This window comes from Curtobacterium sp. MCPF17_011, assembly GCF_003234145.1.
Classification (GTDB): Bacteria; Actinomycetota; Actinomycetes; order Actinomycetales; family Microbacteriaceae; genus Curtobacterium.
Map to the genome: position 1 here is coordinate 34,633 of NZ_QKSK01000002.1, position 14,886 is coordinate 49,518.

Below are 14,886 nucleotides of genomic sequence, written 5' to 3' on the forward strand. Positions count from 1 at the left end.
GTGTGGAGCGCCTCGGGAGACGCTGCTTTTTCGGAGTGTGGAGGCGTCGTCGCGGACGACGGCCGACCCACGCACGGGGACGATGGGCCCCGTGACGTCGCCGTACCGACCCTAGCAGTCGGACCCCCGCGGACGGCCTGCATGACGCCGTCCTGGGGACGGGGCGGGTGCGGCGGCCACGGGGGTCCGACAGTGGGTCAGCTGACTGCCCGGCCCGGGCTGCGGTCAGGCGCCCTCGAGCTCTTCCGGGACGCTCGCCTCGGTGCCCGGGATGCCGAGGTCGCTGGCACGCTTGTCAGCCATCGCGAGCAGTCGGCGGATGCGCCCGGCGATGGCGTCCTTCGTCATGGGCGGGTCCGCGTGCTGGCCGAGCTCGTCGAGCGAGGCGTCGCGGTGTTCGAGGCGCAGGGCACCGGCGTACTGCAGGTGGTCGGGCACCTCGTCGCCGAGGATCTCCAGCGCCCGCTCGACCCGGGCGCACGCGGCCACGGCGGCCTGCGCGGAACGGCGGAGGTTCGCGTCATCGAAGTTGACCAGGCGGTTGGCGGTGGCCCGGACCTCCCGGCGCTGGCGCATCTCCTCCCAGTCGGCGGTGGTGCGGGCGGCGCCCATGGCCGTGAGCATCTGACCGATCGCCTCGCCGTCACGGATCACGACGCGGTGCACCCCGCGGACCTCACGGCCCTTCGCGGCGATCCCGAGGCGGGAGGCTGCACCGACGAGCGCCATCGCGGCCTCGTTGCCCGGGCAGGTGACCTCGAGCGCCGCGGCACGGCCCGGGTCGGTCAGGGTGCCGGAGGCCAGGAACGCCCCGCGCCAGATGGCGGCGAGGTCCTCGCGGTTGCCGGTGGTCAGCCGGTTCGGGAGGCCCCGCACCGGACGACGACGGGCGTCCATCAGGCCGGTCTGGCGGGCGAGCGTCTCGCCCGCCTCGAGCACACGCACCAGGTAGCGGGTGCCGCGACGGGACGACGCGGTCGAGCCGACGGAGGCCTCACTGCGGACGCCGTAGAGCTCGGCCAGGTCCTTGCGGACCCGGTGCACGATGATCCGGGTGTCGAGCTCGACCTCGACCGCGATGCGGCCGGAGATGACGTGCAGGCCCCCGGCGAAGCGCAGGACGGTCGCGAGTTCGGCGGCGCGGACCGTGTTCCGGTTGACGACGACCCTGGCCAGCTCGTCCTTCACCTCGGCAGTCAACGGCACGGCATCATTCCTTACGTTCTTCGGGGTGGGGTTCTGCGGTCCCGGGGCGCACACGTGTGGAGGCGGCCGGTGGGACGGTCACTCCCGGCCGAGATCTCGGTTCTTCACACGCACGGCGACGTTGGGCATCCCGCGGAGGAGGCTCGCCAACTCGGCGACGATGGCGACCGAACGGTGCTTGCCGCCGGTACAGCCGATGGCGATCGTAGCGTGTCTTTTGTTCTCGCGCTGGTACCCCTCGAACACGGGCTCGAGGACCGAGGCGTAGCGGTCGACGAACGGACGGGCTCCGGACTGCTCCATGACGTAGTCGGAGACGGGCTTGTCGAGCCCCGTGTGCGGCCGCAGTTCCGGCACCCAGTAGGGGTTCGGGATGAAGCGCACGTCGGCCACCATGTCGGCGTCGGCGGGCAGGCCGTACTTGAACCCGAAGCTCATCAGCGTCACCTGGACTCCGACGAACCGGTCCTCTGCGAACTTCTCGGTCACCGAGTTCGCGAGTTGGTGGATGTTCAGGTCGGACGTGTCGATGATCAGGTCGGATGCCTCGCGGAGGCCGAGCAACCGAGTGCGCTCCCGTGCGATGCCGTCGAGCAGCGTGTCCTCGCCCTGCAGCGGGTGCGGCCGGCGCACCTGCTCGAAGCGCCGCACCAGGACCTGGTCGGTGGCCTCGAGGAACAGCACCCGGACGCGGGCGCTCGTGCTCTCGCGAAGCGACTGCACGGCACGCTCGGGATCGGTGAAGAACCGGCCGCCGCGGACGTCGACGACGGTGGCGATCTTCGGGATCGACTCCCCCGCTCGGTCCGCCAGGTCGGTGAGCGGCCCCAGCATCTGCGTCGGCAGGTTGTCGACGACGTACCAGCCGAGGTCCTCCAGCGCCTTGCCGACCGTCGACCGCCCCGCGCCGGACATGCCCGTCACGATGAGGACGTCGTGCTGTTGCTGCGAGGTGGTGTCGGTCATCTGCGAAGGGGCTCCATCGTGGTGTGGCCGGGCGGGTCGCCCGTCGTCGCCGTGCGCGGTGCGCTCGGCAGGGGTCGGCCCGCGGACCCTCGGGCTGCACGCCCCGGGTCCGCGTCCAGGCTACCGTCCGGCCGGGAGGCCCGTGCCGGGGTCACACAGGCCGGTGCGGACCGTCCGGGGTCGGCTCGGGCACACGCACCGGGCCTGCCGGCGCGGGAGCACTGACGGGCTCGGGCGGCTCTGGCGCACTGGTCAGTCCAGGTGCACTGGTCGGTCCAGGTGCACTGGTCGGTCCAGGTGCGCTGCTCGGCTCGGGCGCGCTGGCCGACTCTGGCGCACTGGCCGGCACCGTCGTGAGCTTCCGGACCACCGCGGCCGCGGTCGCCGGTCCGACGCCCGGGACCTCGGCGACCTCTTCCGGCGTCGCCTGCCGGAGCCGGGCGACGGACCCGAAGTGCTTGAGCAGCGCCGAGACGCGGTTCGGTCCGAGCCCGGGGATCTCGGACAGCTGCGAGCGCACGTCACGCTTCCGACGCGTGCGCTGGTGCGTGATCGCGAACCGGTGTGCCTCGTCACGGAGGCGCTGGATGAGGAAGAGCGCCTCGGAGTTGCGCGGCAGGATCACCGGGAAGTCGTCGTCCGGCAGCCAGAGCTCCTCGAGGCGCTTCGCGATGCCGACCAGGGCGATGTCCCGGACCCCGGCCTCGTCGAGCGCACGCTTCGCCGCCGCGACCTGGGGCTGCCCGCCGTCGACGACGAGCAGCTGCGGCCGGTACGCGAACCGCTTCGAGGGCTTCGATCCCTCGACAACGCCGTCCCCCGTCACGTCCGGGACGTCGGGTGCTGCCGCGTCCTCGTCGAGCCGCGCCAGGCGCCGTGTGAGCACCTGGTACATGCTGTCGGTGTCGTCGGTGGTCTCGGCGATCGTGTAGCGGCGGTACTGGTCCTTGCGGGGCAGGCCGTCCTCGAACACGACCATCGAGGCGACGACGTTCGTGCCCTGCAGGTGCGAGATGTCGTAGCACTCCATCCGCAGTGGTGCCTCGGTCATGCCGAGGGCCTCTTGGATGTCGGCCAGGGCTGCGGCCCGCGTGGTGTAGTCGGCCGAGCGCTTGGTCTTGTAGAGCATCAGCGCCTGCTGGGCGTTCTGTGACGCGGTCCGGGCCAGTCCGGCCCGGTCACCGCGCTGCGCCGTGCTGAGCTTCGTGCCACGACCCCCACGGCGGTCGCTGAGCCACTGCTGCAGCGCGTCGGCGTCGTCCGGCAGCACCGGCACGACGACCTCACGCGGCGGGCCGTCGTTCGCGACGCCCGGGGTGGGGTCTGCGCTCGCCTGCGTGAGCAGGGCACCGTCGGCACCGGTCGAGAGCCCGTCGTCGGCGTACACGCCCTGCACGATCTGCTCGACGAGGTCGCCGGTGCTGATGTCGAGCTCCTTGTCGACCACCCAGCCGCGCACACCGCGGATGCGGCCGCCACGGACCGAGAACAGCTGCACGGCCGCGGCCAGTTCGTCCTCGGCGATGCCGAAGAGGTCGAGGTCGACCGAGTCCTTGAGCACGACGGCGGACTTCTCGAGGACCGCTTCGAGCGCCTCGACCTGGTCACGGAAGCGCGCGGCCTGCTCGTACTGCATGGCGTCCGCCGACGCGGCCATCCGCTGCCGGAGCTGCGTGATGACGCGTCGGTCGTAGCTGCCCATGAAGCGGACGAACTCCTCGACGAGCGCGCGGTGCTCCTCGATGGTCACGCGCTGGGAGCACGGGCCGCCGCACTTGCCGATCTGCCCCGGGAAGCAGGGCTTGCCGGTCTGCATGGCCCGCTTGTACGAGGACTCCGAGCACGTGCGGATCGGGAAGACCTTGATCATCAGGTCGATCGTGTCGTGCACCGCCCAGATCTTCGGGTACGGCCCGAAGTACTTGGCGCCCTTGATCTTGCGGTTCCGGGTCACCATCACGCGGGGCGCCTCGTCCGCCATCGTGATCGCCATGTACGGGTACGACTTGTCGTCCCGGAACTTGACGTTGAACGGCGGATCGAACTCCTTGATCCACGTGTACTCGAGCTGCAGCGCCTCGATCTCGGATCCGACGGTGGTCCACTCGACGCTCTTGGCCGTCAGGACCATCCGCCGGGTGCGCTCGTGCAGGGTCGGCAGCGGCGCGAAGTAGTTGCTCAGGCGGGCGCGGAGGTTCTTCGCCTTGCCGACGTAGAGCACCCGACCGTTGCCGTCGCGCCATCGGTAGACGCCCGGGTCGGTCGGGATCTCACCCGCCTTCGGCCGCCAGGGGACGGTGTCGGCCACCTAGCGAGCACCTGCCTTCTGTGCACCTGCTCGACGCGCGCCGACCGACCGCTCCTTGCCCACGCGGGCGTCCTGCGCCTCGAGGATCTCGCGGAGGAAGACACCGGTGTGGCTCTCCGGGACGTCGGCGACGTGCTCCGGGGTGCCGGTCGCGAGGACCGTGCCACCACCCGAACCGCCTTCGGGACCCATGTCGATGAGCCAGTCGGCGGACTTGATGACGTCGAGGTTGTGCTCGATCGTGATGACGGTGTTGCCCTTGTCGACCAGCGACTGCAGCACGAGCAGCAGCTTCCGGACGTCCTCGAAGTGCAGACCCGTGGTCGGCTCGTCGAGCACGTACACGGTGCGGCCGTTCGAGCGACGCTGCAGCTCGGTCGCGAGCTTGACGCGCTGCGCCTCGCCACCAGACAGGGTCGTCGCGCTCTGGCCGAGTCGGACGTAGCCGAGGCCGACGTCGACCAGGGTCGCCATGTACCGGTGGATCGCGGAGATCGGCTCGAAGAACTCGGCCGCCTCGCTGATCGGCATGTCCAGGACCTCGGAGATGCTCTTGCCCTTGTAGTGGACCTGCAGCGTCTCGCGGTTGTACCGGGCGCCGCCACAGACCTCGCACGCGACGTAGACGTCGGGCAGGAAGTTCATCTCGATCTTGATCGTGCCGTCGCCAGAGCAGTTCTCACAGCGCCCGCCCTTGACGTTGAAGCTGAAGCGACCGGGCTGGTAGCCGCGGGTCTTGGCCTCTTGCGTCTCGGCGAAGAGCTGACGGATGCGGTCGAAGACGCCGGTGTACGTCGCCGGGTTCGAGCGCGGGGTGCGGCCGATCGGTGCCTGGTCGACGTGCACGACCTTGTCGAGCTGGTCGAGGCCCTTCACGCGGGTGTGCTTGCCGGCGATGTGTCGGGCACCGTTGAGCTGGTTGGCGAGCACCTTGTAGAGGATGTCGTTCACCAGCGTCGACTTGCCCGAACCGCTCACGCCGGTGACCGCCGTGAACACCCCGAGCGGGAAGTCGACGTCCACGTCCTTGAGGTTGTTCGCCCGCGCACCCTGCACGCTGATGACGCGCTTGCGGTTCACCTTCCGGCGCTCCGACGGCATCTCGATCGCCCGACGTCCGGCCAGGTAGTCACCCGTGATCGACTCGCGGTTCTCGATCATGTCCGCGTAGGAGCCCGAGTGCACGACGTTGCCGCCGTTGACGCCCGCGCCCGGTCCGATGTCGACGACCCAGTCAGCGGTGCGGATGGTGTCCTCGTCGTGCTCGACGACGATGAGGGTGTTCCCGAGGTCCTTGAGCTTGACCAGGGTGTCGATGAGCCGGCGGTTGTCGCGCTGGTGCAGACCGATGCTCGGCTCGTCGAGCACGTAGAGGACGCCGGTCAGGCCGGAACCGATCTGCGTCGCCAGACGGATGCGCTGCGCCTCGCCGCCGGAGAGCCCGCCTGCTCCGCGCGCGAGCGTCAGGTAGTTGAGGCCGACCTCGAGCAGGAACTCGAGACGCGCCCGGATCTCCCGCAGGACGGCCGCGGCGATGTGCGCCTCGCGATCCGTGAGGGCGATGTCCGCCATGAACGCGTAGGCCTGGTCCAGGGCCATGCTCGTGACGTCGGCGATGCTGCGACCGTCGACGGTCACGCCGAGCACCTCGGGCTTCAGGCGGGTGCCGTCGCACACCGGGCAGGGCACCTCGCGCAGGTAGCCCTGGAAGCGCTGGCGCTGCGAGTCGGTCTCGGCCTCGGCGAACTTCCGCTCGATGTAGGGCATGACACCCTCGAACCCACTCGTGTACCGCATCTCGCGGCCGAAGCGGTTCCGCCAGGACACCGAGACCTCGAAGTCCTTGCCCGTCAGGATCGCCGCCTGCACCGACGACGGCAGCTGGCTCCACGGGGTGTCCATGCGGAACCCGAGCTCCTTGCCCAGACCGGCGAGCAGCTTCTCGAAGTAGGAGTACAGGCCGCTGGTGCCGGTCCAGGGCAGCAGCACGCCGTCCTTCAACGAGGCTTCGGGGTCGCCGAGCACCAGGTCCGGGTCGACGGACATCCGGGTACCGAGGCCCGAGCACTCCGGGCAGGCGCCGAACGGGGCGTTGAACGAGAAGGTCCGCGGCTCGATCTCGGTCAGGGCCAGCGGGTGGTTGTTCGGGCACGACAGGTTCTCGGAGTAGGTCCGGACGGCGCCGGGGCCCTCGTGGTCCACGAGGTCGATCGCCACGGTGCCGTTCGTCAGGCGCAGGGCGGTCTCGAGCGAGTCCGTCAGGCGTCCGAGGATGTCGTCGCTGGCGACCAGGCGGTCGACGATGACGGAGATGTCGTGCTTGACCTGCTTCTTCAGCGTCGGCGGGCTGCTCAGCTGGATCCGCTCGCCGTCGACGATGGCGCGCGAGTAGCCGGAGGCCGCGAGCTCCTGGAAGAGGTCGACGAACTCGCCCTTCTTCTTCGACACGATCGGCGCGAGCACCTGGAAACGGGTGCCGCTCTCCTGCGTCATCAGCTGGTCGGCGATCTGCTGCACGCTCTGCTTGCTGATCACTTCACCACAGACGGGGCAGTGCGGGATGCCGATGCGCGCCCAGAGCAGACGCATGTAGTCGTAGACCTCGGTGATGGTGCCCACCGTGGAACGCGGGTTGCGGTTCGTCGACTTCTGGTCGATCGACACCGCCGGCGACAGGCCCTCGATGAAGTCGACGTCGGGGCGGTCGACCTGGCCGAGGAACTGGCGGGCGTACGCCGACAGGGACTCGACGTAGCGCCGCTGGCCCTCGGCGAAGATCGTGTCGAACGCGAGCGAGGACTTCCCCGAGCCGGACAGCCCGGTGAACACGACGAGCGAGTCGCGCGGGATCTCGAGGTCGACGTCTCGGAGGTTGTGCACGCGCGCACCACGGACGCTGAGCGTCGACGTGTCGTGCGGGGCCGTCCCGCCGGGCAGGTGCAGGTCCGACGGCTCGTCGAAGTCGTCCGGGCCGGACATGGCGGTTCCGCGGTCAGAGGTGATGGTCATCGCAGACGATTCTACGAAGCCGGTCCGACAAACGCCCGCCGAGCCGGCTCAGCCGAGTGCGTCGAGAGCGAACGTGACGCCGGAAGCCGTCTCGCTGGCGGCCCAGAGTCGCGCGGCCTCGTGGCGGTCGTGCGCCCGGGGTTCCGCCGGGACGACCGTCGCCCGACCGCGGAGCTGGAACCAGCCGTCCGGTCCCCAGTACTCGCCGGACCGGACGTCGTCGCCCACCGAGGCGTGGACGAGCGGGACCGCGCCCGCGTCCTTCCCCTGCGCGACGAAGCGCTGCCCGGGCCCGATCCACGCGGGTTCGGGTCGCGACCGGCCGACTGCCAGGGTGCCGGTGACGGCCTCCTGCGTCAGGGAGTCGAGGGCGAGGCCCGGGTGCGCCACGACGCTGGACACCGGGGACCCTGCGTCTGCCAGACGCTGGGCCAACTCGAACCCGAACAGCATCACCGCGAGCTTGCTGCGCGCGTACTGCCGGTAGCCGTTGTAGTGCCCGGCACCGAGCGGGTCGTGCCGGTCGAGCGTCACCCAGCGGTGCGAGATGGATCCGAGGTGGACGACCCGACCGCCGGTGTCCCGGAGCAGCGGGAGCACCAGGCCCGTCCAGGCGAAGTGCCCGAGGTGGTTCGTCCCCATCTGCAGTTCGTGGCCCTGCGCCGTGGACCGACGCTCGCGAGACCCGACGACCCCGGCGTTGTTGAGCACCGCGTGCACCGGCCCGAGCGTTCCCAGCGCTGCCGCAGCCGCGCGCACCGAGTCGAGGTCCGCCAGGTCGAGGTGCACGTGCTCGAGCTGCGCGTCGGGCACCACCGAGCGGATGCTGCGCTCGGCAGCCGCGGCCTTGCCGGAGTCGCGCGTCGCCAGGACCACCCGGTGTCCGCCCACGGCGAGCTGTTCGGCCGCCTGGTACCCGAGCCCCGCACTGGCGCCGGTGACGACGACCGTGCGAGGTCCGGCCGGGGCGCCGGGATCAGACGACATGTCCGGCCGACTCCATCTGGCGCAGCGCCTTCTTGAGGTCCTGGACCTCGTCGCGGAGTCGTGCTGCGAGCTCGAACTTCAGCTCGGCGGCCGCCTGCAGCATCTGGTCGTTGAGGTCGGCGATCGTCGCTTCGAGTTGCGTCGCACCCTCGCCGGCGATGCCCTCGCGGCGGAGCGACGGGGTCGGGGCACGACGACCGTCACGGACGCCACCACCGCGGCGCTCCAGGAGTTCGCGGGTGTCGTCGCTCTCGCGGTTGAGGACCTCGGTGATGTCCGCGATCTTCTTGCGCAGCGGCTGCGGGTCGATGCCGTGCTCGAGGTTGTACGCCACCTGCTTCTCGCGGCGGCGGTCGGTCTCCTCGATGGCCTGCTTCATCGAGTCGGTCATCTTGTCGGCGTACATGAGCACCTGGCCCGACACGTTGCGCGCTGCACGACCGATCGTCTGGATGAGCGACGTCGACGAGCGCAGGAAGCCCTCCTTGTCCGCGTCGAGGATCGCGACGAGCGAGACCTCGGGCAGGTCGAGGCCTTCGCGGAGCAGGTTGATCCCGATGAGCACGTCGTAGACCCCCTGGCGCAGCTCCGTGAGGAGTTCCACACGCTTCAGGGTGTCGACGTCCGAGTGCAGGTACCGCACCCGGACCCCGGCGTTGCCGAGGAAGTCGGTGAGCTCTTCGGCCATGCGCTTCGTCAGCGTGGTGACGAGCACGCGCTCGTTCTTCTCGGAGCGCTGCTTGATCTCCTCGAGCAGGTCGTCGATCTGACCGTCGCTCGGCTTGATGATGATCTCGGGGTCGACGAGGCCAGTCGGGCGGATGATCTGCTCGACGACGCTGTCCGTGATGCCGAGCTCGTACTTGCCGGGCGTCGCCGACAGGAAGACCTTCTGCCCGACGCGGTCGAGGAACTCCTCCCACTTCAGCGGGCGGTTGTCCATCGCGCTCGGCAGACGGAAGCCGTGCTCCACCAGGGTGCGCTTCCGGGAGGCGTCGCCCTCGTACATCGCACCGATCTGCGGCACGGTGACGTGCGACTCGTCGATGACGAGGAGGAAGTCGTCCGGGAAGTAGTCGATCAGGCAGTGCGGTGCTTCGCCCGGCCCACGGCCTTCCATGTGCCGCGAGTAGTTCTCGATGCCCGAGCAGAACCCGATCTGCTCCATCATCTCGATGTCGAACGTGGTGCGCATCCGCAGCCGCTGGGCTTCGAGCAGCTTGCCCTGACCTTCGAGCTCGGCGAGCCGTTCGGCCAGTTCTTCCTTGATCGAGCTGATCGCGCGGTGCATGACGTCGGTGTCCGCCACGTAGTGGGACGCCGGGAAGATCGAGACCGCGGGCAGGTCGTCGATCACGTTGCCCGTCAGCGGGTGCAGCGAGGAGAGCGCTTCGATCTCGTCGCCGAACATCTCGATGCGGATCGCGTGCTCTTCGTACATCGGGATGATCTCGAGCGTGTCGCCGCGGACCCGGAAGGTGCCGCGCGCGAAGTCGACGTCGTTGCGCTGGTACTGCATGCTGACGAACTTGCGGACGAGCTGGTCACGGGAGATGTTCTGCCCGATGTGGAGCGCGACCGAGGCGTTCATGTACTGCTCCGGCGTGCCGAGGCCGTAGATGCAGGACACGGTCGACACCACGACGGTGTCGCGCCGGCTGAGCAGCGAGTTCGTCGTCGAGTGGCGCAGTCGTTCCACCTCGGCGTTGACGGACGAGTCCTTCTCGATGAAGGTGTCCGTCTGCGGGACGTAGGCCTCTGGCTGGTAGTAGTCGTAGTACGAGACGAAGTACTCGATCGCGTTGTTCGGCATCAGCCCGCGGAACTCGTTCGCGAGCTGCGCCGCCAACGTCTTGTTGTGCGCGAGCACCAGCGTCGGCCGCTGCACCTGCTCGATGAGCCAGGCCGTCGTCGCCGACTTGCCGGTACCGGTCGCGCCGAGCAGCACCACGTCGGTCTCACCCGCGTTGATGCGCCCGGCGAGTTCGGCGATCGCCGCGGGCTGGTCACCGCTCGGCGAGTACTCGCTGATGACCTCGAAGGGTCGGATGGCACGCGTGGGCTCGATGGCAACTCCCATGGCCTCAACAGTAGGCGCGGCCCCCGACATCCACGTGCTCTGCTCGCCCTGGGCGTACTGTCTCCCGATAGCGCACTCAGAGGTCCCTGATCGAATCCGGTCGTAGCCTCCGATCCGTTCAGCAACCCGACCGAAGAGGCCCCATGACCACGGCCCCCGCTGCAGCACCGGCGAAGGGCACCCCGTTCCGCGGACGCATCCGCGGACGGGTGCTGCTGCTCCTCTGCTGCATGTACGCCATCTCGTACATCGACCGTACGAACATCTCCACCGCCCTCCCCCACATCACCGACGAGTTCGGGCTGACCGAGACGGCCGCCGGCTTCATCGTGTCCGCCTTCTCGTTGCCGTACGCCCTGCTCCAGGTGTTCGGCGGCACGATCAGCGAGAAGTTCGGGCCGAGACGGGCCCTCTTCGTGATCACCGTGGTCTGGGGAGTCGCGACGCTGTGGACCGGGCTGTCGCTGGGGTTCTGGACGCTGTTCGCGGCACGCCTGCTCCTCGGCCTCAGTGAAGCAGCCGCGTTCCCGTCCGCCACCCAGGCGATGAGTCGGTGGATCCCGCGGGACCGGAACGGCTTCGCCCAGGGCGTGGTGCACTCCGCCGCCCGGCTCGGCAACGCCCTCGCGCCGTTGCTCGTCGCCTACTTCATCGCGATCAGCGGCTGGCGCCTGGCGTTCTTCGCCACCGCCGTGCTGTCCGTGGCCTGGGGCATCGCCTGGTTCTTCCTCTTCCGGGACCGTCCGGAGGACGCCCACGGGATCACGAAGGCCGAACTCGCCGAGCTGCCACCCGTCGAGACCCGGGCCACGCGTCCGCCGGTCCCCTGGCGCGCCCTGGCGAAGCAGATCCTGCCGGTGTCCTTCGTCGACTTCGGGTACGGGTGGACACTCTGGGTGTTCCTCACCTGGATCCCGACGTTCCTGAGCGACCAGTACGACCTCGAGATCAATGCCTTCGCATGGTTCACGACCGCGGTCCTCCTGGCCGGTGTGGTCGGTGACACGGTCGGCGGGATGCTCAGCGACCGGATCATCCACCGGGGCGGGGACTCCCGTCAGGCCCGTCGTCTGGTGCTGGTGATCGGCCTCTGTGGATCCCTGGTCTGCCTGCTGCCGCTCGTCGTGGTCGGGCAGAGCCTGACGGTGGCGACGGTGTCGCTCGCGCTGTCGTTCTTCTTCCTCGAGCTCTGCAACGCGAACCTGTGGGCCATCCCGATGGACGTGGCGCCGCAGTGGTCCGGCACCGCCTCGGGCTTCATGAACACCGGGTTCGGTGTGGCCGGCGTCGTCTCGCCCATCGTGTTCGGGTTCCTCATCGACACCTCCGGCTGGCAGCTGCCGTTCGGGATCTCGTGTGCGCTCCTCGCCGGTGCGGCGGTCGTGGCGTGGGTGATGAAGCCGCAGCGGCTCACCGTGACCGACGGCGTGCTCGAGGTGGGCGTCCCCGCAGTCGAGCGCGACGCGACGCACTAGCGATCGAGCGGCGGACCCGCCGGCGCAGCCGTCGGTCGGTCAGCGTCCCGTCGGACCTGTGGCGGGCCTCCAGGCCGGGAGGCCCGCGACCGTCCGTCCTGACCGGACCGCCGTCAGCCCCTCGCCCGTGCCCGGCGCGCCCGCGACGGCCGTCCGGTCAGCGGCACGCTGAGCGGCGTCCACCGGAACGCCTCGGTCACCGCGACCGACAGCACCAGCACGAGCACGTACGTGACGAGTGTCAGCCACGGCTTCGGCACCGCGCTCTCGAGCCAGCTGTCGCCGTACAGCAGGATCCAGATCATGAACGGGTGGCTGAGGAAGATCCCGAAGGACCGGTCCGATCCGTAGTCGACGACCCGCGCCAGCGCCGAGCCGGCCCGACGGCGGTCCGCCCAGGCCGCACCGATCGCCAGGAAGCCGACGAAGACCGCCGTGCTCCAGAGGACCTGGACGGGCTGCAGCGGGGTGCCGGCGGCGTACAGGGACTGGCCGAGCCCGACCTGCAGCCACCACACGCCCAGGGTGAGCGCCCCGGTGCCGGCGAAGGCCCAGAGGACGGCCCGCCGGTGCTCCCGGATGAACCGGAGGAACGGGTCCGCGTGGTCGGCCGCCACCGCCCCGGAGACGATGAAGAACACGTACGAGAAGAAGAACTGCTTCTGGTAGCCGTGCAACCAGTCGATGGAGTGCGGCCAGTACTTGTACGCGGCGAAGACGGCGAGCTGCAGCAGGAAGGCGACGACGAGCACGGCGACGTGGTGGCGCCGGGTGACCCGGACGAGCCAGATGATCACCGGCAGCAGCAGGTAGACCTGCATCGTCACGAGCAGGAAGTACAGGTGGTACCAGGACGTCCCGGTGACGATCCCCTCGGCGTACGTCGTCACCAGGGCCGGCACGTCACCCCGCGTCGTGGAGCTGAGGAGCCACGACGCGGTGACGTACACGGACGACCACGCCAGGTAGGGCACGCCGACGAGCAGGAACCGGCGTGGCCAGAACTGCGCCAGCGGGCGCGGGCGGAGCGACCAGCTGTAGACCAGCACGAACGCCGTGAGCGAGAAGAACACCAGGCGGGTGAAGTGCAGCAGGCCGAGCAGGGCGTTCAGTGGGACGTCGTCGGACGCGATGGTGTGGCTCGTGGTGTGCACGCCGATGACGCACGCGAAGGTGAGGATGCGGAGGACGTCGACCTCGTACAGGTGCCGCGGCTTGCCGGAGGCAGTCCGGGTGGGGGTCTGCACGCCCGGCGTGGTGGTGGCGGCGCTCACCGCGACTCGGTCATCGCTCGGACGCGGGCGCGCTGCACCTTGCCCGTCGGGGCCCGGGGCAGGTCGAGGACGACGGTGATCTCGGACGGACGACGGAACCGGGTCAGGGCGGACTCGGCGAGGGCCCGCAGGTCCTCGACGAGCCCGTCGGTGTCGGTGTCGGGCTGGGGGATGACGTACGCCACCGGCACCGCCCCGAGGACCTCGTCCGGCCGGCCGACGACGACTGCCTCGAGCACGCGCGGGTCCCGGAGCAGGACGTCCTCGACCTCGGACGGGTAGACCTTCTCACCGCCACGGTTGATGACGTCGTCGGACCGGCCGGCCAGCGAGACCCAGCCGTCGACGGCGACGGAGCCGAGGTCGCCCGTCGCGAGCCAGCCGTCGGCGTCGAACCGGTCGGCCGCCCGACCGCCGAGGTAGGAGCGCACGATGCCCGGACCGCGCACCCACAGGGCACCGACCTCGCCCGCGGGCAGGAGCGCGCCGTCCTCGCCGCGGACCTGGACCTCGGACCCGACGGGCAGCCCGACTGTGCCCGGTCGGGGCGGCGCGTCGAGCGGCGTGGCGGTGATCTGGCTGGCGCCCTCCGTCATCCCCCAGCTCACCACGAGCGGCAGGTCACCGAGCGCGGCCCGCACCGGGTCGGGCAGCGGCGCGGAGGCGCTCCGCACGAACCGCAGGCTCGCCGGCGGCCGCAGGGGGCCGGTCTTGGCGAGGACGGCCAGGACCGCGGGCACGGCGTTCAGCCACGTCACGCGGCGGGCCTCGAGCAGTTCCCAGAACCCGGTGCGTCGGAACCGGCGGTCGAGCACCAGGGTCGCCCCGGCGACCAGTGTCGCGAGGAGACCGACCACCTCGGCGTTGACGTGGAACAGCGGCAGCGAGTTGAACCCGCGGTCCCGCTCGGTCAGGCCGTTGTGCCGGGCGATCGCGTGCGCCACGAACCGGAGCTGCGACTCCGGCAGCTCGACGCCCTTCGGCGTCCCGGTCGAGCCGGAGGTGAACAGCACGACCGAGCCCTCGCCGGGGCCGTCGATGGGTGCGTCCGGCACGTCGCCGTCCCGGACCCCGACCGGGAGGCCCGTGGCCGCGTCCACCCGGGCCGACGGGGCTCCGGGGACACTCGCCGCTCCGGCCTCCGCACCAGGGTCAGGGTCTCGGTCCGACACGACCATCGCGGCCCCGCCCAGGAGCGCCGCCAGCCGAGCGGGTTCGGAGGCCGGCTGCCCGGTGTCGACGGGGACCGACCGACGGCCGGAGGCGACGGCCGCGAGGTGCACGGCGGCGAACGCGATCGGGTCCCCCACGTCGACGAGGACGCCGCCGGAGGGCGGGACGCCGATGGCGTCGAACGTCCGCGACCAGGCCGTCACGGCGGCGTCGAGACCGCCGTACGTCAGCGTCCGGTCGGAGCGGGCGTCCTCGAGGTAGACGTGGTCCGGGGTGCGCTCGGCGCGCTGCCGGATGAGCGCGGCCAGGGTCGTCGCGTCGCTGTGTCCGTCGATGTGTCCGTCGTCTGGCTCGTCGATGGTGACCGCCGTGCGGTCGGGGGTGGGGCGTTCGCCGTCGTGGTGCACC

9 protein-coding genes are annotated in these 14,886 nt (G+C 70.3%); 1 reads left to right on the forward strand and 8 read right to left on the reverse strand.

The annotated features are described in order from the left end of the window. Nucleotides 1-225 precede the first annotated feature (225 nt). From whiA to uvrB, 6 genes are all read right to left on the reverse strand, one after another. On the reverse strand, nucleotides 226-1,206 hold the full coding sequence (gene whiA, locus DEJ25_RS03050; protein WP_110902223.1) for a DNA-binding protein WhiA: 981 nt from the start codon (nucleotides 1,204-1,206) through the stop codon (nucleotides 226-228). A 78-nt stretch (nucleotides 1,207-1,284) separates the two neighbouring features. Beyond that, on the reverse strand, nucleotides 1,285-2,172 hold the full coding sequence (gene rapZ, locus DEJ25_RS03055) for an RNase adapter RapZ (RefSeq protein ID WP_110902222.1): 888 nt from the start codon (nucleotides 2,170-2,172) through the stop codon (nucleotides 1,285-1,287). A 151-nt stretch (nucleotides 2,173-2,323) separates the two neighbouring features. After that, a complete protein-coding gene (gene uvrC, locus DEJ25_RS03060) occupies nucleotides 2,324-4,480 on the reverse strand; it encodes an excinuclease ABC subunit UvrC (protein ID WP_111043743.1) in 2,157 nt (718 codons plus the stop codon). Next, the gene (gene uvrA, locus DEJ25_RS03065; protein WP_258366068.1) at nucleotides 4,481-7,489 is read right to left on the reverse strand and encodes an excinuclease ABC subunit UvrA; all 3,009 of its coding nucleotides are present in this window, start codon (nucleotides 7,487-7,489) and stop codon (nucleotides 4,481-4,483) included. A gap of 48 nt (nucleotides 7,490-7,537) precedes the next feature. Further along, nucleotides 7,538-8,476, reverse strand: coding sequence for an SDR family NAD(P)-dependent oxidoreductase (locus DEJ25_RS03070; RefSeq protein ID WP_110902220.1), 939 nt, complete (start codon nucleotides 8,474-8,476; stop codon nucleotides 7,538-7,540). Continuing rightward, nucleotides 8,466-10,556 carry an excinuclease ABC subunit UvrB gene (uvrB, locus tag DEJ25_RS03075; RefSeq protein ID WP_181421449.1) on the reverse strand — a complete coding sequence of 697 codons (2,091 nt, stop codon included), beginning with the start codon at nucleotides 10,554-10,556 and terminating at the stop codon, nucleotides 8,466-8,468. Before uvrB ends, DEJ25_RS03070 begins: the two co-directional genes overlap by 11 nt. A gap of 143 nt (nucleotides 10,557-10,699) precedes the next feature. Here uvrB and DEJ25_RS03080 point away from each other — a divergent pair, with 143 nt between their 5' ends. Further along, nucleotides 10,700-12,031, forward strand: a complete 1,332-nt coding sequence (locus DEJ25_RS03080; protein WP_110902219.1) for an MFS transporter — start codon at nucleotides 10,700-10,702, stop codon at nucleotides 12,029-12,031. Between the two features lie 113 nt (nucleotides 12,032-12,144). Here DEJ25_RS03080 and DEJ25_RS03085 read toward each other — a convergent pair whose 3' ends face one another. Together DEJ25_RS03085 and DEJ25_RS03090 are read right to left on the reverse strand one after the other, a co-directional pair. Continuing rightward, nucleotides 12,145-13,305, reverse strand: a complete 1,161-nt coding sequence (locus DEJ25_RS03085; protein ID WP_110902218.1) for an acyltransferase — start codon at nucleotides 13,303-13,305, stop codon at nucleotides 12,145-12,147. Continuing rightward, entirely contained in the window at nucleotides 13,302-14,885 is a 1,584-nt protein-coding gene (locus DEJ25_RS03090) for a class I adenylate-forming enzyme family protein (RefSeq protein ID WP_111043744.1), read from the reverse strand. Before DEJ25_RS03090 ends, DEJ25_RS03085 begins: the two co-directional genes overlap by 4 nt. Nucleotide 14,886: the final 1 nt, after the last annotated feature.